Source organism: Bacillus sp. AM 13(2015) (assembly GCF_001518755.1).
Taxonomy (GTDB): Bacteria; Bacillota; Bacilli; order Bacillales; family Bacillaceae; genus Bacillus; species Bacillus safensis.
Map to the genome: position 1 here is coordinate 1 of NZ_LKCP01000003.1, position 21,160 is coordinate 21,160.

Annotated in this window: 12 protein-coding genes, 7 tRNA genes, 3 rRNA genes and 1 pseudogene; 17 read left to right on the forward strand and 6 right to left on the reverse strand. The window is 45.3% G+C overall.

The features are described 5' to 3' along the window. The 7 genes from AOQ70_RS00570 (at position 1) to AOQ70_RS00600 (ending at position 7,838) form a co-directional block, all read left to right on the forward strand. A 16S ribosomal RNA gene (locus tag AOQ70_RS00570) occupies positions 1-1,547 on the forward strand. A gap of 182 nt (positions 1,548-1,729) precedes the next feature. After that, a 23S ribosomal RNA gene (locus AOQ70_RS00575) occupies positions 1,730-4,657 on the forward strand. A 61-nt stretch (positions 4,658-4,718) separates the two neighbouring features. Then, positions 4,719-4,834, forward strand: a 5S ribosomal RNA gene (gene rrf / locus AOQ70_RS00580). The 16S, 23S and 5S rRNA genes sit together here with 2 tRNA genes alongside, the layout of an rRNA operon. A gap of 42 nt (positions 4,835-4,876) precedes the next feature. Then, a tRNA-Asn gene (locus AOQ70_RS00585) sits at positions 4,877-4,951 on the forward strand. 1 nt (position 4,952) lies between these two features. Further along, a tRNA-Thr gene (locus AOQ70_RS00590) sits at positions 4,953-5,025 on the forward strand. 346 nt (positions 5,026-5,371) lie between these two features. Beyond that, on the forward strand, positions 5,372-6,811 hold the full coding sequence (locus tag AOQ70_RS00595; RefSeq protein ID WP_059374454.1) for a SulP family inorganic anion transporter: 1,440 nt from the start codon (positions 5,372-5,374) through the stop codon (positions 6,809-6,811). Between the two features lie 61 nt (positions 6,812-6,872). Further along, positions 6,873-7,838 (forward strand): bile acid:sodium symporter family protein, encoded by a 966-nt coding sequence (locus AOQ70_RS00600; protein WP_059374457.1) that lies wholly within the window; start codon positions 6,873-6,875, stop codon positions 7,836-7,838. Between the two features lie 42 nt (positions 7,839-7,880). On the opposite strand, the gene AOQ70_RS00605 is transcribed toward AOQ70_RS00600, so the two are convergent. From AOQ70_RS00605 to murQ, 6 genes are read right to left on the reverse strand one after another with little or no spacing between them, the layout of a single operon-like run. Continuing rightward, on the reverse strand, positions 7,881-9,089 hold the full coding sequence (locus AOQ70_RS00605; RefSeq protein WP_371412175.1) for an exo-beta-N-acetylmuramidase NamZ family protein: 1,209 nt from the start codon (positions 9,087-9,089) through the stop codon (positions 7,881-7,883). Positions 9,090-9,139: 50 nt separating this feature from the next. Next, positions 9,140-11,059, reverse strand: a complete 1,920-nt coding sequence (locus tag AOQ70_RS00610; RefSeq protein WP_059374461.1) for a glycoside hydrolase family 3 protein — start codon at positions 11,057-11,059, stop codon at positions 9,140-9,142. Positions 11,060-11,072: 13 nt separating this feature from the next. Next, positions 11,073-12,428: a penicillin binding protein PBP4B gene (gene pbp4b, locus AOQ70_RS00615; protein ID WP_059374462.1), complete on the reverse strand. Its 1,356-nt coding sequence runs from the start codon at positions 12,426-12,428 to the stop codon at positions 11,073-11,075. Between the two features lie 13 nt (positions 12,429-12,441). Beyond that, the gene (locus AOQ70_RS00620; RefSeq protein WP_059374464.1) at positions 12,442-13,821 is read right to left on the reverse strand and encodes a PTS transporter subunit EIIC; all 1,380 of its coding nucleotides are present in this window, start codon (positions 13,819-13,821) and stop codon (positions 12,442-12,444) included. Then, positions 13,818-14,687 (reverse strand): MurR/RpiR family transcriptional regulator, encoded by an 870-nt coding sequence (locus AOQ70_RS00625; protein ID WP_059374466.1) that lies wholly within the window; start codon positions 14,685-14,687, stop codon positions 13,818-13,820. Before AOQ70_RS00625 ends, AOQ70_RS00620 begins: the two co-directional genes overlap by 4 nt. Before the next feature lie 14 nt (positions 14,688-14,701). Next, positions 14,702-15,613 (reverse strand): N-acetylmuramic acid 6-phosphate etherase, encoded by a 912-nt coding sequence (gene murQ, locus AOQ70_RS00630; RefSeq protein WP_059374468.1) that lies wholly within the window; start codon positions 15,611-15,613, stop codon positions 14,702-14,704. Positions 15,614-15,833: 220 nt separating this feature from the next. Here murQ and AOQ70_RS00635 point away from each other — a divergent pair. The 10 genes and pseudogenes from AOQ70_RS00635 (at position 15,834) to AOQ70_RS00680 (ending at position 21,156) form a co-directional block, all read left to right on the forward strand. Beyond that, positions 15,834-15,908 (forward strand) — tRNA-Glu (locus AOQ70_RS00635). 6 nt (positions 15,909-15,914) lie between these two features. Further along, positions 15,915-15,990: transfer RNA gene (locus AOQ70_RS00640), tRNA-Val, on the forward strand. 3 nt (positions 15,991-15,993) lie between these two features. Continuing rightward, positions 15,994-16,066, forward strand: a tRNA-Thr gene (locus AOQ70_RS00645). Positions 16,067-16,094: 28 nt separating this feature from the next. Then, positions 16,095-16,179 (forward strand) — tRNA-Tyr (locus AOQ70_RS00650). A 3-nt stretch (positions 16,180-16,182) separates the two neighbouring features. After that, a tRNA-Gln gene (locus tag AOQ70_RS00655) sits at positions 16,183-16,254 on the forward strand. 136 nt (positions 16,255-16,390) lie between these two features. Then, positions 16,391-17,302, forward strand: coding sequence for an arginase (gene rocF / locus AOQ70_RS00660; protein WP_059374512.1), 912 nt, complete (start codon positions 16,391-16,393; stop codon positions 17,300-17,302). 183 nt (positions 17,303-17,485) lie between these two features. Further along, the gene (gene sigW, locus AOQ70_RS00665) at positions 17,486-18,049 is read left to right on the forward strand and encodes an RNA polymerase sigma factor SigW (RefSeq protein ID WP_024424449.1); all 564 of its coding nucleotides are present in this window, start codon (positions 17,486-17,488) and stop codon (positions 18,047-18,049) included. A gap of 14 nt (positions 18,050-18,063) precedes the next feature. Next, on the forward strand, positions 18,064-18,690 hold the full coding sequence (gene rsiW, locus AOQ70_RS00670; RefSeq protein WP_024424448.1) for an anti-sigma-W factor RsiW: 627 nt from the start codon (positions 18,064-18,066) through the stop codon (positions 18,688-18,690). Positions 18,691-18,907: 217 nt separating this feature from the next. Then, positions 18,908-19,729, forward strand: coding sequence for a diadenylate cyclase CdaA (cdaA, locus tag AOQ70_RS00675; RefSeq protein WP_008344027.1), 822 nt, complete (start codon positions 18,908-18,910; stop codon positions 19,727-19,729). Continuing rightward, a pseudogene (locus AOQ70_RS00680) lies at positions 19,722-21,156 on the forward strand (CdaR family protein). Before cdaA ends, AOQ70_RS00680 begins: the two are co-directional and overlap by 8 nt. Positions 21,157-21,160 lie beyond the last annotated feature (4 nt).

The window sequence follows — 21,160 nt, forward strand, 5'->3', positions numbered from 1 at the left end:
TTCGGAGAGTTTGATCCTGGCTCAGGACGAACGCTGGCGGCGTGCCTAATACATGCAAGTCGAGCGGACAGAAGGGAGCTTGCTCCCGGATGTTAGCGGCGGACGGGTGAGTAACACGTGGGTAACCTGCCTGTAAGACTGGGATAACTCCGGGAAACCGGAGCTAATACCGGATAGTTCCTTGAACCGCATGGTTCAAGGATGAAAGACGGTTTCGGCTGTCACTTACAGATGGACCCGCGGCGCATTAGCTAGTTGGTGGGGTAATGGCTCACCAAGGCGACGATGCGTAGCCGACCTGAGAGGGTGATCGGCCACACTGGGACTGAGACACGGCCCAGACTCCTACGGGAGGCAGCAGTAGGGAATCTTCCGCAATGGACGAAAGTCTGACGGAGCAACGCCGCGTGAGTGATGAAGGTTTTCGGATCGTAAAGCTCTGTTGTTAGGGAAGAACAAGTGCGAGAGTAACTGCTCGCACCTTGACGGTACCTAACCAGAAAGCCACGGCTAACTACGTGCCAGCAGCCGCGGTAATACGTAGGTGGCAAGCGTTGTCCGGAATTATTGGGCGTAAAGGGCTCGCAGGCGGTTTCTTAAGTCTGATGTGAAAGCCCCCGGCTCAACCGGGGAGGGTCATTGGAAACTGGGAAACTTGAGTGCAGAAGAGGAGAGTGGAATTCCACGTGTAGCGGTGAAATGCGTAGAGATGTGGAGGAACACCAGTGGCGAAGGCGACTCTCTGGTCTGTAACTGACGCTGAGGAGCGAAAGCGTGGGGAGCGAACAGGATTAGATACCCTGGTAGTCCACGCCGTAAACGATGAGTGCTAAGTGTTAGGGGGTTTCCGCCCCTTAGTGCTGCAGCTAACGCATTAAGCACTCCGCCTGGGGAGTACGGTCGCAAGACTGAAACTCAAAGGAATTGACGGGGGCCCGCACAAGCGGTGGAGCATGTGGTTTAATTCGAAGCAACGCGAAGAACCTTACCAGGTCTTGACATCCTCTGACAACCCTAGAGATAGGGCTTTCCCTTCGGGGACAGAGTGACAGGTGGTGCATGGTTGTCGTCAGCTCGTGTCGTGAGATGTTGGGTTAAGTCCCGCAACGAGCGCAACCCTTGATCTTAGTTGCCAGCATTTAGTTGGGCACTCTAAGGTGACTGCCGGTGACAAACCGGAGGAAGGTGGGGATGACGTCAAATCATCATGCCCCTTATGACCTGGGCTACACACGTGCTACAATGGACAGAACAAAGGGCTGCAAGACCGCAAGGTTTAGCCAATCCCATAAATCTGTTCTCAGTTCGGATCGCAGTCTGCAACTCGACTGCGTGAAGCTGGAATCGCTAGTAATCGCGGATCAGCATGCCGCGGTGAATACGTTCCCGGGCCTTGTACACACCGCCCGTCACACCACGAGAGTTTGCAACACCCGAAGTCGGTGAGGTAACCTTTATGGAGCCAGCCGCCGAAGGTGGGGCAGATGATTGGGGTGAAGTCGTAACAAGGTAGCCGTATCGGAAGGTGCGGCTGGATCACCTCCTTTCTAAGGATATATGGAGCAGCGTGCGTTTTCGTCTTGTTTAGTTTTGAAGGATCATTCCTTCAAAACATGTCTCTAGCGAGACAGGATTGTTCTTTGAAAACTAGATAACAATAAGTAATACATTCACATTGAATGCAATGCAAAGTTCATCACACATAGTGATTCTTTCTAAAGTAAGAAATGGTTAAGTTAGAAAGGGCGCACGGTGGATGCCTTGGCACTAGGAGCCGATGAAGGACGGGACGAACACCGATATGCTTCGGGGAGCTGTAAGCAAGCTTTGATCCGGAGATTTCCGAATGGGGAAACCCACTGCTCGTAATGGAGTAGTATCCATACTTGAATACATAGAGTATGAGAAGGCATACCCGGGGAACTGAAACATCTAAGTACCCGGAGGAAGAGAAAGCAAATGCGATTCCCTGAGTAGCGGCGAGCGAAACGGGAACAGCCCAAACCAAGAGGCTTGCCTCTTGGGGTTGTAGGACACTCTATACGGAGTTACAAAGGAACGATATAAGCGAAGAGGTCTGGAAAGGCCCGCCAAAGAAGGTAACAGCCCTGTAACTGAAATGTTGTTCTCTCCAGAGTGGATCCTGAGTACGGCGGAACACGTGAAATTCCGTCGGAATCCGGGAGGACCATCTCCCAAGGCTAAATACTCCCTAGTGACCGATAGTGAACCAGTACCGTGAGGGAAAGGTGAAAAGCACCCCGGAAGGGGAGTGAAATAGATCCTGAAACCGTGTGCCTACAAGTAGTCAGAGCCCGTTAACGGTGATGGCGTGCCTTTTGTAGAATGAACCGGCGAGTTACGATCCCGTGCAAGGTTAAGCAGAAGATGCGGAGCCGCAGCGAAAGCGAGTCTGAATAGGGCGCATGAGTACGTGGTCGTAGACCCGAAACCAGGTGATCTACCCATGTCCAGGGTGAAGTTCAGGTAACACTGAATGGAGGCCCGAACCCACGCACGTTGAAAAGTGCGGGGATGAGGTGTGGGTAGGGGTGAAATGCCAATCGAACCTGGAGATAGCTGGTTCTCTCCGAAATAGCTTTAGGGCTAGCCTCAAGGTAAGAGTCTCGGAGGTAGAGCACTGATTGGACTAGGGGCCCCTACCGGGTTACCGAATTCAGTCAAACTCCGAATGCCGATGACTTATCCTTGGGAGTCAGACTGCGAGTGATAAGATCCGTAGTCGAAAGGGAAACAGCCCAGACCGCCAGCTAAGGTCCCAAAGTATACGTTAAGTGGAAAAGGATGTGGAGTTGCTTAGACAACCAGGATGTTGGCTTAGAAGCAGCCACCATTTAAAGAGTGCGTAATAGCTCACTGGTCGAGTGACTCTGCGCCGAAAATGTACCGGGGCTAAACGTATCACCGAAGCTGCGGACTGTTCTTACGAACAGTGGTAGGAGAGCGTTCTAAGGGCTGTGAAGCCAGACCGGAAGGACTGGTGGAGCGCTTAGAAGTGAGAATGCCGGTATGAGTAGCGAAAGACGGGTGAGAATCCCGTCCACCGAATGCCTAAGGTTTCCTGAGGAAGGCTCGTCCGCTCAGGGTTAGTCGGGACCTAAGCCGAGGCCGAAAGGCGTAGGCGATGGACAACAGGTTGATATTCCTGTACCACCTCCTCACCATTTGAGCAATGGGGGGACGCAGGAGGATAGGGTAAGCGCGGTATTGGATATCCGCGTCCAAGCAGTTAGGCTGGGAAATAGGCAAATCCGTTTCCCGTAAAGGCTGAGCTGTGATGGCGAGCGAAATTTAGTAGCGAAGTTCCTGATTCCACACTGCCAAGAAAAGCCTCTAGCGAGGTGAGAGGTGCCCGTACCGCAAACCGACACAGGTAGGCGAGGAGAGAATCCTAAGGTGATCGAGAGAACTCTCGTTAAGGAACTCGGCAAAATGACCCCGTAACTTCGGGAGAAGGGGTGCTTCTTAGGGTGTTAAAGCCCCGAGAAGCCGCAGTGAATAGGCCCAGGCGACTGTTTAGCAAAAACACAGGTCTCTGCGAAGCCGTAAGGCGAAGTATAGGGCTGACGCCTGCCCGGTGCTGGAAGGTTAAGAGGAGCGCTTAGCGTAAGCGAAGGTGCGAATTGAAGCCCCAGTAAACGGCGGCCGTAACTATAACGGTCCTAAGGTAGCGAAATTCCTTGTCGGGTAAGTTCCGACCCGCACGAAAGGCGCAACGATCTGGGCACTGTCTCAACGAGAGACTCGGTGAAATTATAGTACCTGTGAAGATGCAGGTTACCCGCGACAGGACGGAAAGACCCCGTGGAGCTTTACTGCAGCCTGATATTGAATGTTGGTACAGCTTGTACAGGATAGGTAGGAGCCTTGGAAACCGGAGCGCTAGCTTCGGTGGAGGCATCGGTGGGATACTACCCTGGCTGTATTGACCTTCTAACCCGCTGCCCTTATCGGGCAGGGAGACAGTGTCAGGTGGGCAGTTTGACTGGGGCGGTCGCCTCCTAAAATGTAACGGAGGCGCCCAAAGGTTCCCTCAGAATGGTTGGAAATCATTCGCAGAGTGTAAAGGCACAAGGGAGCTTGACTGCGAGACCTACAAGTCGAGCAGGGACGAAAGTCGGGCTTAGTGATCCGGTGGTTCCGCATGGAAGGGCCATCGCTCAACGGATAAAAGCTACCCCGGGGATAACAGGCTTATCTCCCCCAAGAGTCCACATCGACGGGGAGGTTTGGCACCTCGATGTCGGCTCATCGCATCCTGGGGCTGTAGTCGGTCCCAAGGGTTGGGCTGTTCGCCCATTAAAGCGGTACGCGAGCTGGGTTCAGAACGTCGTGAGACAGTTCGGTCCCTATCCGTCGCGGGCGCAGGAAATTTGAGAGGAGCTGTCCTTAGTACGAGAGGACCGGGATGGACGCACCGCTGGTGTACCAGTTGTTCTGCCAAGGGCATCGCTGGGTAGCTATGTGCGGACGGGATAAGTGCTGAAAGCATCTAGCATGAAGCCCCCCTCAAGATGAGATTTCCCATTCCGCAAGGAAGTAAGATCCCTGAAAGATGATCAGGTTGATAGGTCTGAGGTGGAAGCGTGGTGACACGTGGAGCTGACAGATACTAATAGATCGAGGACTTAACCTATATTCATTTGTGAAGCATGAACATTGTTATCTAGTTTTGAGAGAACATTCTCTCCATCAGGTTTGGTGGCGATAGCGAAGAGGTCACACCCGTTCCCATACCGAACACGGAAGTTAAGCTCTTCAGCGCCGATGGTAGTTGGGGGTTTCCCCCTGTGAGAGTAGGACGCCGCCAAGCTTTTTGTTTATATCCTTCCAATGGAAGAAGTTACTTTATCATTCCGCAGTAGCTCAGTGGTAGAGCTATCGGCTGTTAACCGATCGGTCGTAGGTTCGAGTCCTACCTGCGGAGCCATGCTTCCATAGCTCAGTAGGTAGAGCACTTCCATGGTAAGGAAGAGGTCAGCGGTTCGAGCCCGCTTGGAAGCTTTCCTCTATATGTTGATATGACAAGGTTTCTCGATGATGAGAAGGCTTTTTTTGTTTGTTTACATATATACTGAATTGCTCAATGATCAGTAGACTGATGACATTAGGAAAGCGAATAAAACGGCTTGCACAGTATTGTTGCATCGCTTTTTCCTTCTTTTTGTTCTTGATTCTTCATTCTCTTTCTTTTATTCTTACTAAAGTGATATCCTCTATATCAAAAGACTCTGTACGTTCCTCTTTTCCCCCGAAAGTGAAGTATCGTTTGTTTTCCCTTTCTTTATCTCCAGGTATAGTTGATCTTCTTTTTCCATGTACGGTATGTATATAAAAAGGAGTAGATGGTTTGAAAGATTTATTTGTAAAGCAAGAATGGTTTGGACATGTACGTCAGGACGTGCTTGCGGGTATATTAGTCGCACTGGCTTTAATTCCTGAGGCAATTGCGTTTTCGATTATTGCGGGCGTTGATCCGAAGGTCGGCTTGTATGCATCATTTTGTATCGCGATTGTGATTTCGTTTGTTGGTGGACGCCCAGGCATGATTTCGGCTGCAACAGGGGCTATGGCTCTCGTCATGGTTAACTTGGTCGCTGATTATGGGTTGCAATATTTGTTTGCAGCTACGATTTTGACGGGTTTGATTCAAATTGTGTTTGGATTGTGCCGAGTGTCTCGTTTGCTGAAATTTATTCCGAGGTCCGTCATGGTTGGTTTTGTCAATGCGTTGGCTATTATGATTCTCATGGCTCAGCTTCCACATTTCGTTGGGGAATCAATGGCCATGTATATGATGACAGGTGGTGCCTTGCTGATCATTTATTTATTGCCTATGGTGATAAAGGTGATACCTTCCCCACTCATAGCCATTATTGTAATGACGATAATTGCTGTATTTGGACATATTGATGTTAGAACCGTTGGAGATATGGGAGAGCTTCCTAGTTCTTTGCCTGTTTTTCTGATACCTCAAGTTCCGTTTAACTGGGAAACACTTGCTATCATTTTTCCTTATTCTTTAGCACTTGCGATGGTTGGTTTACTTGAGTCTCTTTTAACCGCACAGATTGTCGATGATATGACAGAGACGTCTAGTAATAAGAACAAGGAAGCGAGAGGTCAAGGGATTGCCAATGTGGTTGCGGGATTCTTTGGTGGTATGGCTGGCTGTGCGATGATTGGCCAATCTGTGATTAATACGAAGGCAGGAGGACGAGGCCGGCTTTCTACCTTTGTAGCGGGTGCTTTTTTAATGGTGTTGATTTTTGTACTAGGTGATGTCGTGGTTCAAATTCCGATGGCTGCTCTAGTGGCTGTGATGTTCATGGTTTCCATTGGCACATTTGATTGGAGTTCCTTTCAGCAGCTAAAAAAGAATCCGAAAACAGATTCTATTGTGATGGTTGTCACGGTCATGACGGTGGTGTTGACTCATGATTTATCAAAAGGTGTTTTTGCAGGTGTACTGCTTAGTGCGATATTCTTTGTCGCAAAGATATCGAAGCTCCATATTACGTCTAAAGAAAGCCAGGCAGGTACTTGGGTATATCGAGTTAAAGGGCAAATTTTCTTTGCTTCTGTCACTGACTTGATCCAAGCTTTCCATCAGGGGAAAGAAATCCAATCTGTTGTAATTGATTTGTCTGAAGCACGTATATGGGATGAATCAGGCGTAGCAGCGATAGAACGTATAAAGGAAAGGTATCAAGCAAATGGCGTCCAGGTGGACGTAGTTGGAATGGATACATCAAGTCAAAAGCTTGTGAAACAAGTGAATGGTTCTTAAAAAGGCCTTTCTGTCTGTTACAATAGAAAAGGTAAGAAAGTGAAGGATGGAGGTGGCCGGCATGCTTTTGCGTTTGAATCAAGTGCTCGGCCGGATGATGCCGCTCATTACACCTTTTAGTGTGTTACTCGGTGTTTTATTGGCGGCTTACTTAAAGGATTATACGTTTTTAGTGCCATGGGTATTTGCTGTGATGACCTTTGCAGGGAGTTTGTCTTCTACTTTTTCGGCTTTAAAGCATACGGTGATGCACCCATTGCCTTTGATTTTATCGTTTATGATTTTGCATGTGTTGATGCCTCTTTATGCTTGGTCAGCGGGACATCTCATATTTGCGGGAGATGCCATGACGATCACTGGTTTGACACTTGCAATGGTGATTCCCACAGGAGTCTCTAGTTTAATATGGGCGGCAATGTATAAAGGGAATGTTGGATTAACGTTATCCATTATTTTAATTGATACAATGCTTTCGCCATTAATTGTGCCAGCCAGTTTGTCACTTTTGGCCGGTACACAAGTTCATATGGACATGGTGGCGATCATGAAAGGGCTGTTTGGGATGGTGGTGCTTCCATCTATTTTAGGTATGCTTGTTCGTCACTATGCAAAGCCTGATGTGACGAAAAAGATCAGTCAGACACTGTCACCTTTTTCAAAAATAGGCTTGTTTGTAGTGGTGTCGATTAACAGTTCTGTTGTTGCGCCTTACTTACGTGAACTGGATGCCGCATTTTTTAGCAAAGCAGCAACGGTGTTTCTCATTGCGATGAGCGGATATGCGTTTGCATGGTTGATTGGGAAGGCGATGAAATGTACTCAAGAAGAGATTGTGGCCATCGTGTATACGGGCGGTATGAGAAACATTAGTGCGGGGGCTGTGCTTGCCATTAGCTTTTTCCCGCCTGCTGTCGCTGTTCCTGTGGTGATTGGCATGCTGTTTCAGCAAGTGCTTGCTGCCTTATTTGGCTTCTTACTCAATCGTTTTGAGCTGAAAGCACCTGCTGTGACCAAGTCTTTCTCATGAAAAAAACCTCCATCCTTTGATAGATGGAGGTTTTTTGGTGATTTAATAGATGAGATATTTTTTTCGCTTCTTTTCGAATGTTTTGAGGTCATGATGATAACGTTTCATGATGTGTTTGACGGAAGTTCCTTTTTTGATTTCTTCTTTCATCCAGCCATTCCCGATGAGTTTGTCAAAACTGCCTGTTTGAAGGAACTGAAAGTCGTTAGGATATAAATCATGTATTGCTGTGATGATGGATAACCCCGTTTTCACCGCTTCGAAGGATGAGCGGTCTGTGACGTATAACTGCACACCGTGAGATAGTGTACCGGCATGTTTAGAAAATGTGGGGGTGAATGACACAGGTCTAAATTGAACGCCTTTTAGTTTTAGCTGATTTAAATGATCTGCCAGCTCGCTGCTATTGATATATGGTGCACCAATGAGCTCGAATGGTTTTGTCGTTCCTCTGCCTTCAGAGACATTTGTGCCTTCAATTAATCCTGTGGCAGGATATACAAAGGTACTATCCACTGTTGGCATGTTAGGGGAAGGAAGGACGAACGGCAGCTTCGTGTCATCAAATGTCATGGACCGTTTCCAATTTTTCATTTTGATGACTGTTACATCAGCATTGATATGAAACTCTTTGTTAAACAGTTTTGCAAGCTCACCAGTAGTCATTCCATGTCTTAGCGGGATTGGATAGAGCCCTACAAATGAGGCGTGTTCAGGCTCTAAAACAGGTCCTTCTACTTTTAGTCCGCCAATGGGATTTGGGCGGTCTAGGACAACAAAGGGAATGTTGTTTTCTTTAGCGGCTTCCATCGCATAGGCCATTGTATAAATATAGGTGTAATAACGAGTACCAACGTCTTGAATATCAAACAGCAGGACATCTACATTTTTTAGCATTTCAGGAGTTGGTTTTCTTGTTTTGCCATAAAGAGAGTAAACAGGAAGACCTGTTTTTTCATCGGTATAGGATTCGACGCCTTCTCCTGCTTGTGCATCGCCGCGCACGCCGTGTTCAGGCCCATATAAAGCAGTGAGCTTGATATCTGGATGTTCAAATAGGAGGTCGACACTGCTTTTCATATTTGCATCAATGCCAGTCGGGTTGGTAATGAGACCGACCCTTTTCCCTTTTAGCCATGAAAGATTGCTTGAGAGTAGTGTTTCGATCCCTGTTTTGACTGCTGCTTTTTTTCCTTTTGTGTCTGTTCGTTCTTGATCTGCGGGAGAGGCGGCGGTCAATGTACTCATCATGAGAATGCTTGCGAGTATGAAACTTGCTGTTTTCTTCAAGAGAATCCCTCCTATTTGATCTGTTTCCCTTTCAAATTGAGTCCATAGCCGAATGGGTAAAGGGTTTGATTTGGATGAGTGACAGATGGGATATCAACTGGCAGTTTCCCTTTAGGTGATGCAGCTCCAAATATCACTTCTAGTCCAGCGGGAATATTTGGCTGATTGAATTGTCCGTTTGAGTAGCCTTTAAAACCGTACACAGCTAGTAAGGCATCAGCTTCTTCAAAATTTGCCGCATCATAAGGGTTTCTAAGACTCATGATGACCATTTTTTTATTTTGTGCTCCTGCTTCTTTCATGACAGCACGAGGGAAGGCAGTTGCCCATTTTTTTGGGTCCTGGACATTGTCATCAATTACGCCATCATTTACAGCTGGGTCATTTTGGACAACGTAAGAGCCAGTGATGACATAGTCAGCTTCTTGAATTAGTTTGGCAGAGTCTTTGGTGAACGTTTTATCCGCAAAAGCATATGACTGGATGCGTACAGGCTTGATCTTTTTTTGTTTTATGAGAGATTCGACTGTGACAGACATTGCTTTTGTCTGATCTTCGTAAGGTGCCATGACCACGATTTTGTCATTCTTTTTAGGCTTGAAAGGTAAGGTCTTTTTGTTGTTTTTAAGCAGGGTGATTCCTTCACGTGCCATTTTTTGTTCTGCTTGACGGTGCGATTTTTTCCCGACGACTTGAGTGGCTTTTTTGATTTTTTTCTCAAGACTGATTGGTTTTTTGGAGGAAATAATGCCGCGTTTGATTTTCAATTGAAGAATTTTTTCGACGGATTCGTTAATCTGCGACATCGGAATTTCTTTCTTTAAAATCGCTTGTTTGACCGCATTAAATACATTCTCCAGGTTTTTCTCTGTTTTTAATGAGGTAACTGGTGCTGGCATGAGAGCGATGTCGACGCCTGCTTTAATGGCCATCACTATGGCTTCTTCCTGTCCAAAATTATCTGCAATCGCTTTCATGTTTAGGGCGTCTGTCACAACAACACCTTGAAAGCCCATCTCTTCTTTTAATAAGTGTGTGATGACTTTTTTTGATAAGGTTGCTGGAACCATGATGTCCTCGCCATCTTTCTTGCTTCGATACGTTGTGTCATCAATGGCAGGAAATTGCACATGAGCGGTCATGACCATATCTGCACCAGCATTGATCGCTTGTTGGAACGGATACAGCTCAACCTTTTTTAAACGATCTAGGTCATGCTCTACGAGCGGCAAGCCATAGTGACTGTCGACCGCTGTATCACCATGTCCCGGGAAATGTTTTAGTGTGGAAATGGTCTTTTCCTTTTGAAGTCCTTTCATGGTTTGAAGGCCAAGTCTAGAGACAAGAGCAGGATCAGAGCTAAAGGAACGGACACCAATGACGGGGTTGTTTGGGTTGTTATTCACATCAAGCACAGGAGAGAAGTTTGTATTAATCCCCAAGGCGTTTAATTCTTTTCCGATGATTTTTCCTGTGTCATATGCATTTTTTTTGCTTCTAGAGGCACCAATCGACATATTTCCTGGGAAATGTGTTCCCTTTTGTAACCTTGTGACGATTCCGCCTTCTTGATCAATAGAAATGAGTAAAGGAATGTTTGGTGATGCTTTTTGAAATTCGTGGGTGAGTTTCACGGTTTGTTCCGTATCAACGACATTCTCCGCAAATAAGATGACACCACCTAGATGATATTTTTCTACAAGGTGAGATACTTCGTTATTCATCTTTGTGAAGCCTGTAGGTGCGGATTCATCTTTTGTTTGCCAATTGCGAAAGTCCGGCATGAGCATTTGACCTATCTTTTCATCCAGTGACATGTCTTGAACCATTTGTTTAGCGGTTGGCAGAGAGGCAGAGCTAACCTTTTCCGTTGGAATGGAAGAGGTTAGCAGGGCTAAAACTAGTGCAGCGGGAAAGAGAGCTTTCAACATCGAATTCCTCCTTTTACTTAAAAGATTCGTAGATTGCGGTCATGATGCTTCCATAAGTACCAGTTGGGAACAGGTCACCTTCAAATTGATTAGGATTGGTTTCTGGTGAAACAACGGGTGAATGTTTCTTATTCGTCAGCAAGACGACACCTAAATTGTGTTTAGGATCAATCAACGTCATTGTGCCGGTCCAGCCAGTATGTCCATAGGCTTCGTTACTTGCATATTTTCCAAACATCCATTCCATGTCAGTATGACCGTTTTTTCGCCAGCCTAGCCCGTAGGTTGGATTTGTATCAGAAGAGGCTGTAAAGAGATCGATAGAAGCTTGATCAAAGATGGTTGTTTTTCCATAGCCACCTTTGTTAAGCATCAGCTGAAGCAGCACGGCCATATCTGAGGTATTCGAGAAAAGTCCAGCGTGGCCGGAGATACCTGCCATTGAGTAATATGCTTTCTCGTCGTGTACTTCACCTAGCAGGGTGTACCGTCGGATGTTTTCAAAATCGATTACACCGTCTCGTGAATTGCCTAAACGTTCTGTTGCTGCAAAATGCTTCGGCTTGAACCCTTTTTGCAGCGGATTGAACATTGTGTGTTTGAGACCTAACGGCCGATAAATGGTTGACTCGACATATTGATCAAGAGGCATGCCTGTTTTCTTCTCGATGATCATACCTAGCAGCATGTAATCAATATCACTATAAATGTGCTGGGTACCTGGCTTGTATTGCAGCGGTACTTTTGGCAGCCATTTCATCGTTGTTTTTCTATCTTGAGAATAAAAAGAGCCAGCTGATTCTTTGCTATAAAATAAGACACTGGAAGGGAGACCTGCAGAATGGGTGAGAAGGTCCTTTACCCGGAGCTGGTCTTTACCGGTTACCTTTGCATCAGGTTCATCCTGAAAATCTGGAAGGATGGTCTGTATTTTTTCGTTGACATCAAGTTTTTTCTCGTAGACAAGTTTTTGCAGGGCATAGTTGGTCGCATACATTTTTGTATTGGATGCCAAATCGAATAGTGTATCCTTTTTCATCTTTTTATATGATTTGAGCTCTGTTGTGCCATCGTATTTTTGCCGGTAGCCATAGGCTTTTTGATGGACGATCTTTCCGTCCTTGATAATGATGAGAGCGGCTCCTGGAAATCCTGCTTTGATGTCATTTTGAATCATTTGATCAACCTTCCTCAGCTGCCTGGAAGAAAAACCTACTTGTTCCGGTCGTTTTGCTTTTTTTAAGACGGGATATTCTTCAGGTGCTGTTTTAGACAAAGACGATACAGGATGGGAGCTAGTTGCAAATGTTTGTACTGGTAACCCAAGGAGCATGAGCAGACATGTGATCAAAAGAAAACATTTCTTCAAGGTCTAGACCTCCTTATTGATTGTGATCCTCGAATTCAACAGCCATATCATCATGAAACCCAAATAAGTATGTGAAGAAAAATCCAGCAACATATGCGATAAATAGTCCAATTAAGTAAAGAAGCATTTGATGTGTGTGAACAATAAAGGTTAATGGAAGACCGGATACACCGATGGCTTTTGTCGCGATTTGGAAGTAGGCTTGAAATGCGCCGCCGATTCCTGCACCAAGACAAGCGGTGAGAAATGGTCGTCCTAGCGGGAGTGTGACACCAAAAATGAGTGGTTCACCAATGCCTAGCATCCCTGAAGGAAGCCCGCCAGCAATGGCTCTTTTGAGCTTTTTCTTTTTTGTTTTCATATAAATGGCGAATGCAGCGCCTACCTGTCCTGCACCGCCCATAGCGAGAATTGGCAGAAGCGGGTCATCTCCAATTGAATTGATGAGTTCCATATGAATCGGTGTCAGCCCTTGATGAAGTCCTGTTACAACAAGTGGAAGGAAGGTCGCACCAAGAACAAATCCTGCGAAGATTCCGCCCATATTTAATAAGTAAGTCAGTCCTGAGGTGATGGCATCAGATATAAATCCGCCGACTGGCATGAAGGCAACATACGTAAAAATGCCTGTAATGAGTAGTGTGATGGTAGGTGTGACGATGATATCAAGAGATTGCGGGACGAAGCGTCTAATTCGGGTTTCCACAAGTGCCATAAAGATGGCGGCTAGAAGAACACCGATGAGTCCGCCTCTGCCTGGTAGAATATTTGTGCCAAATAACATAATGTCTGCGGAGGCTGGGTTAATAATGAGAATACCAGCTAATGCGCCTAATGCAGGAGAGCCTCCAAATTCCTTTGCGGCGTTTGTTCCGACTAATATCCCTAGGTAGGCGAAAAGGCCAGAACCTATAACTGTTAAAATAACTGCGGCTTGAGATTTTTCGTCAAGCCAGCCTGCTTGCACGATCGCTTTTGTAATCCCAGTAATAAGCCCTGAAGCAACAAGTGCCGGAATGATTGGAATGAAAATGCTGGCAATCCGCCGTAAGAACAGCTTGAACGGTGTGCGGTTTTTTTGTGAAATGGCTTGCTTGTTTTTTTGTGCTTCGTTGTTTAAATCATAAGAGCCAGATGCATTTAGCAGCTGTTCAAACGCACTTGATACTTGGTTGACAACGCCGGTACCTAAAATGATTTGAAGCGTTTCTGCTTCGACGACGCCAATGACGCCATCGAGTTCTTTGATTGCTGTGATGTGAACTTTTTCATTATCGATCGGTGTAATTCGAAGACGTGTCATACAATGTGTATGGGAAGAGATATTTTCAGAACCACCACAGAGTGAAAAAATGTCTTTCGCCAACTGCTGATATTTCTTTTGATGACTCATGTTGAATCCCCCTTTGTTTTTCGTTTCATGGAGCGGATGGCATGCCTTGTTTTGTCAATATATTGGGCTGTCTCTTCATATTGACGCGAAGCTAAACTGAGGAACAAGACATCAATTAAGTAGAGCTGTGCCATTCTAGAGGAAGTGGCAGCACTGCGAAAAGGTGCTTCATTGGAACCGGACGTCGATAGGTGAACATCACATAAAGCAGAAACACTTGTATGACTTGGATGTGTTAAAGCAATGGTTTTCACTTGGTTGTCTTTTGCGAGCTGAAGGGCTTGAATGATGTCTAACGTTTCTCCTGAAAAGGAGATACCAAACACAATGTCATTCTCTCCCGCATTTGCGATGACCGTAGATGCAATGTGCATGTCAGTGAAGGCTGTCGCTGCATAGTTAATTCTGAGAAATTTCTGCTGGGCATCAGCTGCGACGATACCAGATGCACCAACACCGATAAAATGAATTTGGTTTGCATTCAGCAGTAATTGAACAGCCTTTTCTAAAGCATCTGCATTTAAAATAGAAGCGGTGTCCTTAATCGATTGAATCGAGTTTCCTGCTGTTTTTTGAATAATGGATTGAAGCGGTTCATCTTGTTCGATATCTCTGTAGCCTTGTTTATCGTCATGCATCAAGTCTCCAGCGATCCGCATTTTTAAATCTTGATAGCCATCCAGCCCGAGAGATTTACAAAGTCGGATGACTGCAGAGCTGCTTGCGCCGGCTGCCTGACTGATTTCGTGTACTGTACTTTTAATGACTTTGTCAGGATGGGCAAGGATATAGTCTGCAATGATTTTTTCAGATTGGGGGAGCTTTGATTTGATTGTGTGTAGTAGGGTAAGTCCACCTGCTGACATGAGCTCTGCCTCCTTTAGGATTGATAACGTGAGATCGCTTTGTCGATGTGGCCATTCGTTTTGCTCAGTAAATCTTTGGCTGTTTTCTTGTCTGTGTTTGTTTGGAGCATGACGATGGCAGTTTTGACTTCTAAGTCTGCTGCTTCGAGAGTCATTACGGCTTGTTCGTAGGAAGCATTTGTCACATGTTGAATGATGGTGATGGCGCGTTCTTTTAATTTATGATTGCTGACTTTTACATCAACCATCAGGTTTTCATATACTTTGCCTTGTCTGACCATGACTGAGGTGGAAAGCATATTTAAAATCATTTTATGAGCGGATGCTGCTTTCATTCTTGTTGACCCAGTGATGGCTTCTGGTCCTACAATGACCTCAATGGCGCAATCTGCAAGCTCGCTAATTTCTGCTTGTTTATTGCAGCTGAGTGCTACTGTTTTAGCTCCAATTGACTTTGCATAGTTTAAAGCGCCGATGATATAAGGTGTCCTGCCGCTTGCGGCAATTCCGACGACTGTATCTTTTGATGTCAGGTGGATGTGTACTAAATCCTGTTTGCCGGCTTCTTCACTATCTTCCACATCTTCGGCAGCTTGAGAAAAAGCTGAGTCTCCGCCTGCCATGATGCCTACAATGACATCAGGTGAGACGCTATAGGTTGGGGGACATTCGACAGCATCCATTACGCCAATTCTGCCGCTTGTTCCGGCGCCTAAATAAACGAGTCTGCCTCCATTTGAGATGGATTCATAGGCAAAGTCACTTGCTGTTTTGACATGGGGAAGTACAAGGTTGACTGCTTGAGCGACCTTCATATCTTCTTCATTAATCATCTGGAGTATTTCAAGCGGATCTGCTTGAGAAATTCCCATTGTGTTGGGGTTTCTTGATTCTGTTGTCAAAGAACGCAGTTGAGATGGCTGCATGTGACATACCTCCTTATTTCTTCATTTTCAGTATATTGAGTATGGTACGAAATTTCAATATTATATTTTAATATTGAAATTATATTTCAGTAGAAATGTTGAATAAATAGGGAGCAAATAGTTAGAAAATAAAAAAAATAAAAATCCCCTTTACAAAAGGGGGACAACCTGTATATAATAACTTTTGTCAGCTTCACGGAAACAACAAACTTGACAAACTGGCCCGTTGGTCAAGCGGTTAAGACACCGCCCTTTCACGGCGGTAACACGGGTTCGAATCCCGTACGGGTCACCATGATGTGGAGGATTAGCTCAGCTGGGAGAGCATCTGCCTTACAAGCAGAGGGTCGGCGGTTCGAGCCCGTCATCCTCCACCATATGCCGGTGTAGCTCAACTGGTAGAGCAACTGACTTGTAATCAGTAGGTTGGGGGTTCAAGTCCTCTTGCCGGCACTGTTTTATCTTTATCAATTCCATATGTGGAGGGGTAGCGAAGTGGCTAAACGCGGCGGACTGTAAATCCGCTCCCTCCGGGTTCGGCGGTTCGAATCCGTCCCCCTCCACCATTTTGGGCTATAGCCAAGCGGTAAGGCAACGGACTTTGACTCCGTCATGCGTTGGTTCGAATCCAGCTAGCCCAGTTAAGACACCTTTTTCAAAAAGGTGTCTTTTTTTATGTTGGCGGAGGGACTGTATAACTATTCAAAATGTTGTCGAGTTGAGTCAGAAGGCATCAAGAAAGTAAAATATAAGCATGAACGGAAAGGGGATGTACATATGGGAGAGCAAAAGAAGGTCACGATTGTTGGAGTTCCGATGGACTTGGGGCAAACGAGAAGGGGCGTCGATATGGGGCCGAGTGCGATTCGTTGTGCAGGCGTAAAAGAAAAATTGGAAACGCTCTCATTTGATGTGGAGGATCTAGGAGATATTCCAGTTGAACAAAGAGATGATGAGAAAGGTTTATATACAAGTGAAAAGCTAAAAAATTTGACCGAGAATGCTGGGGCGAATCAGCTGCTTGCTGAGAAGGTTGACAGTATTGTGCAATCAGGTTCGTTTCCGCTCATTTTAGGTGGTGATCACAGCATTGCGATTGGCACACTTGCTGGGGTAGCCAAGCATTATGAAAACTTAGGAGTCATTTGGTATGATGCACACGGGGATTTGAATACGGAGGAAACCTCTCCTTCTGGAAATATTCATGGCATGCCGCTTGCTGTCAGTCTTGGTTTTGGGCATGCTGATTTAACAAACATTGGCGGTTATTCGCCTAAATTGAAACCTCAAAATGTCGTTATAATTGGTGCTCGATCCTTAGATGAAGGAGAGCGGGCATTGATTCGAGAGAAAGGCATTAAAGTCTATACGATGCATGAAATTGATCGTTTAGGGATGACAAGGGTGATGGAGGAAGCTATTGCTTATCTAAAGGAAAGAACAGATGGTGTCCATCTCTCGCTTGATTTAGACGGGCTAGACCCAGCGGAATGCCCTGGTGTAGGCACTCCGGTAGCAGGCGGCATTAGTTACCGGGAGAGTCATCTTGCAATGGAGCTTTTAGAGGAGGCGGGTATTTTAACGTCTGCTGAATTTGTTGAAGTAAATCCGGTTTTAGATGAGAAAAACAAAACAGCAGAAGCTGCTGTTGCGTTAATTGGTTCGTTAATGGGTGAAAAGCTATTGTAGAGCGGGACTTGTTCCCGTTCTTTTTTGTTTTGGGAAAATTTAAGGATATGTTAAGGTTTTTACCGGTTGATAAGCGTAACACACTGTCAAAAATTTGTTACACTATTTTTTAGAGGAGAATGAAACCTTTTGGAAAGAGGTTCGTATACATAAAGACCGGTGAAGGCAGAGGTTGAATATACTATGGACACAATGATTAAAAAGAGAATTAAGCAAGTGAAAAAAGGCGACCAGAACGCATTTGCAGACATCGTAGACCTGTATAAAGACAAAATTTATCAGCTGTGCTACCGTATGCTTGGGAATGCACATGAAGCGGAGGATATTGCGCAGGAGGCGTTTATTCGTGCTTATGTGAATATCGAAAGCTTTGATGTGAATCGTAAGTTTTCCACGTGGCTGTACCGCATTGCAACCAACCTGACCATCGACCGTATTCGCAAAAAAAAGCCGGATTACTATTTAGATGCAGAGGTGGCAGGAACAGAAGGATTAAATATGTATTCTCAAATTGCTGCTGATGGCATTTTGCCAGAGGATGAGGTGGTGTCTCTTGAATTATCGAGCACCATTCAGCAAAAAATTCTAAGATTACCCGACAAATATCGTTCGGTCATCGTATTAAAGTATATTGATGAACTCTCGTTAAAAGAGATTAGTGAGATTCTGAATATACCAGTTGGTACGGTGAAAACGAGAATACACAGGGGTAGAGAGGCTCTCCGGAAACAGTTGAGAGACCTTTGAGTGAGGTGATTTTGATGAGCTGTCAGGATAGAATCGTCCAGCTTATGCATCAGTATTTAGACGGGGACATTGAGCCCCAAGACGAAAAAGAATTAAAAAGCCATCTGCAATCGTGTGAGGAGTGCCGTACTCATTTTCAACAAATTGAGAAATCCATCGCGCTAGTGCAGAGTACATCTCATATAGAAGCACCATCTGATTTCACTGCAAAGGTGATGGCAGGTCTTCCAAAGGAGAAAAAGCGTGTGTCGGTTCAAAGATGGATCAAAGCTCACCCGCTGATGGTAGCCGCTGCCCTCTTTCTCATTTTAATGGGAGGCAGTTTGTTTACGAGCTGGAATACCGATCATAATTTCAGTGTGTCAAAGCAGCCGAATCTCGTCGTTGAAAATGATACAGTGACCGTACCTAAAGGGGAAACCGTAAAGGGAGATGTCACTGTCAAAAATGGCAAGCTGATTGTAGAAGGCAAGGTTGATGGAAATGTCACCGTCGTCAATGGGGAACAGTTGACTGCTTCTGCCGGACAAGTCACTGGTCAAATTAATGAAATTAATGAAGTGTTTGATTGGATCTGGTACAAAATGAAATCAACAGCACAAAACGTAATGCGGGTCATTGGGCCAGAGGAGCAAAAGTAACTCAATCGGCTTAAAGAGCAGTCTCTAAGGGGGCTGCTCTTTTTCTATACATTGGTGAGATTCACGCATACTAGTAAGTCAGCCAGATATGGCAACTATTTTCCTTGCTGAAACAAAATGTGGTATAATAGCCACGCTATGTATTGATACATAGGCTCTTTTTATATTAAAAAATGCATCAAACGAAGAATAACTGAAAATTCTGGAGGACGAGGAAATGGCTTTAGGGGATATTCCTTTTTTGCAGTACCTCGGTAATGCTGTTGATATTCTCGTTGTTTGGTATGTGATATATAAATTAATGATGGTCATCCGCGGAACAAAAGCGGTTCAGCTTTTAAAGGGAATTGTGGTCATTGTTCTCGTCAGGATGGGAAGTGCGTATCTCGGTCTTAACACACTTCAATGGCTGATGGATCAAGCGATTACGTGGGGATTCCTTGCGATCATTATTATTTTTCAGCCAGAGCTAAGGAGAGCGCTTGAGCAGCTTGGGCGCGGCCGTTTCTTCTCAAGAAGCGGGACACCTGTAGAGGAACAGCAGCAGAAAACGATCGAGGCAATTACAAAAGCAATTAACTATATGGCGAAACGCAGAATCGGCGCGCTGCTGACAATTGAGCGCGATACCGGAATGAATGATTACATAGAGACAGGGATTCCTTTGAATGCAAAGGTGAGTTCAGAGCTGCTCATTAATATTTTCATTCCGAATACACCGCTTCATGACGGTGCTGTCATTATGAAGCGGGATGAGATTGCAGCTGCAGCTTGCTATTTACCGCTGTCAGAAAGCCCTTTTATCTCTAAGGAGCTTGGGACGCGTCATAGGGCGGCAGTCGGAATTAGTGAAGTGACAGACAGCTTAACTGTCATCGTTTCTGAGGAAACTGGCGGCATTTCTGTCGCAAGGAATGGTGATCTTCACCGAGAATTGACAGAAGAAGCGCTTGAAGAAATGCTGATTGCTGAATTTAGTAAGAACAGCAAAGATGCTTCCTCGACCAAATGGTATTGGAGGGGCAAGAAAAATGGATAAGATTTTGAATAATCGCTGGGCCGTTAAGCTTCTTGCATTGGTCTTCGCTTTATTGCTGTATGGTGCAGTCAATTCAGCGCAAGCGCCCACGCCGAAAAAAATCGGTGAATCCTTTTTCCCAACATCGACGACAGATGAAGCAACTTTAACTGACATTCCTGTTAAAGCGTATTATGATGACGAGAAATACGTTGTCACTGGTGTGCCGCAGACAGTCAATGTCACGATTAAAGGATCAACAAGTGCTGTGAAAACAGCAAGGCAAACAAAGAATTTTGAAATTTACGCAGACATGCAGAACTTATCGACAGGTACACATAAAGTGGAGCTGAAGGCAAGAGATGTATCGAAGGGGCTCACACTATCGATTAATCCATCTGTGACGACTGTGACGATACAAGAAAAAACGACAGCTGAATTTCCTGTTGAAACAGAATTTTATAATCAAAATAAAATCAAAGACGGCTATTCACCTGAACAGCCTATTGTGAATCCGAAAAAGGTCACAGTTACTGGATCAAAGGACGTCATCGACAAAATTTCTGTCATTAAAGCTTTTGTGAATTTAGAGGATGTCGATCAGCAAATTGAAAAAGAAGCGAGCTACTGTGTATGATAGCAGCGGGAATGAGCTGCCAGTCGAAGTAAGTCCGTCCGTGGTGGATATTACGGTTCCAATCTCGAGTCCGAGCAAAAAGGTTCCGTTTAAACTTGAGCGGACGGGCAGCTTGCCAGAAGGGATCAGCATCTCAAGCATTGAGACAAGCCCGAGTGAGGTCACAGTGTACGGCTCTCAAAAGGCACTGGATGCACTTGATTTTATTGATGGCGTCAAGCTGGACCTAAGTAAGATCAAAGATGATACGGAGATTGATGCCGATATTCCGCTGCCAGATGGTGTGAAAAAGGTATCGCCCGAAACTGTAAAGATCAAAGTGAAGGTTGCAACAGCTGAAGAAAAAAAGATCGATAATGTACCGATTTCTGTCGTGGGTTTGAGCAAGGATCTCACATCTGATTTTGTGAGCCCATCTTCTGGACGGATCACGTTAACAGCAAAGGGATCAAAGAGTGCGATTGATAAACTAAAGGCTTCAGATGTTGAAGCCTATATCAATGTAGGGGACTTGAACGAAGGGACCCATGAGGTCAAAGTTCAAGTGAACGGTCCTCAAAATGTGACTTGGACATTATCGAGATCAAAGGTCAAAGTGAAACTCACTTCTACTGATACAGAGGATCAGCCGGCTTCTACGAATGATCGAAAGGATCAAAAAGATCAAAAAGATCAAAAAGATCAATCAACTGATGATGATGATCAGAGTGAGAAGAGTAAAGAAGAATCCACACAAGATAAAGCAAAGAAAGAATCAAGTCAAAGACAGCCGGTCAAAGAAGATAAAAAAGAGGACGAAGCGTCCTCTTGAATGG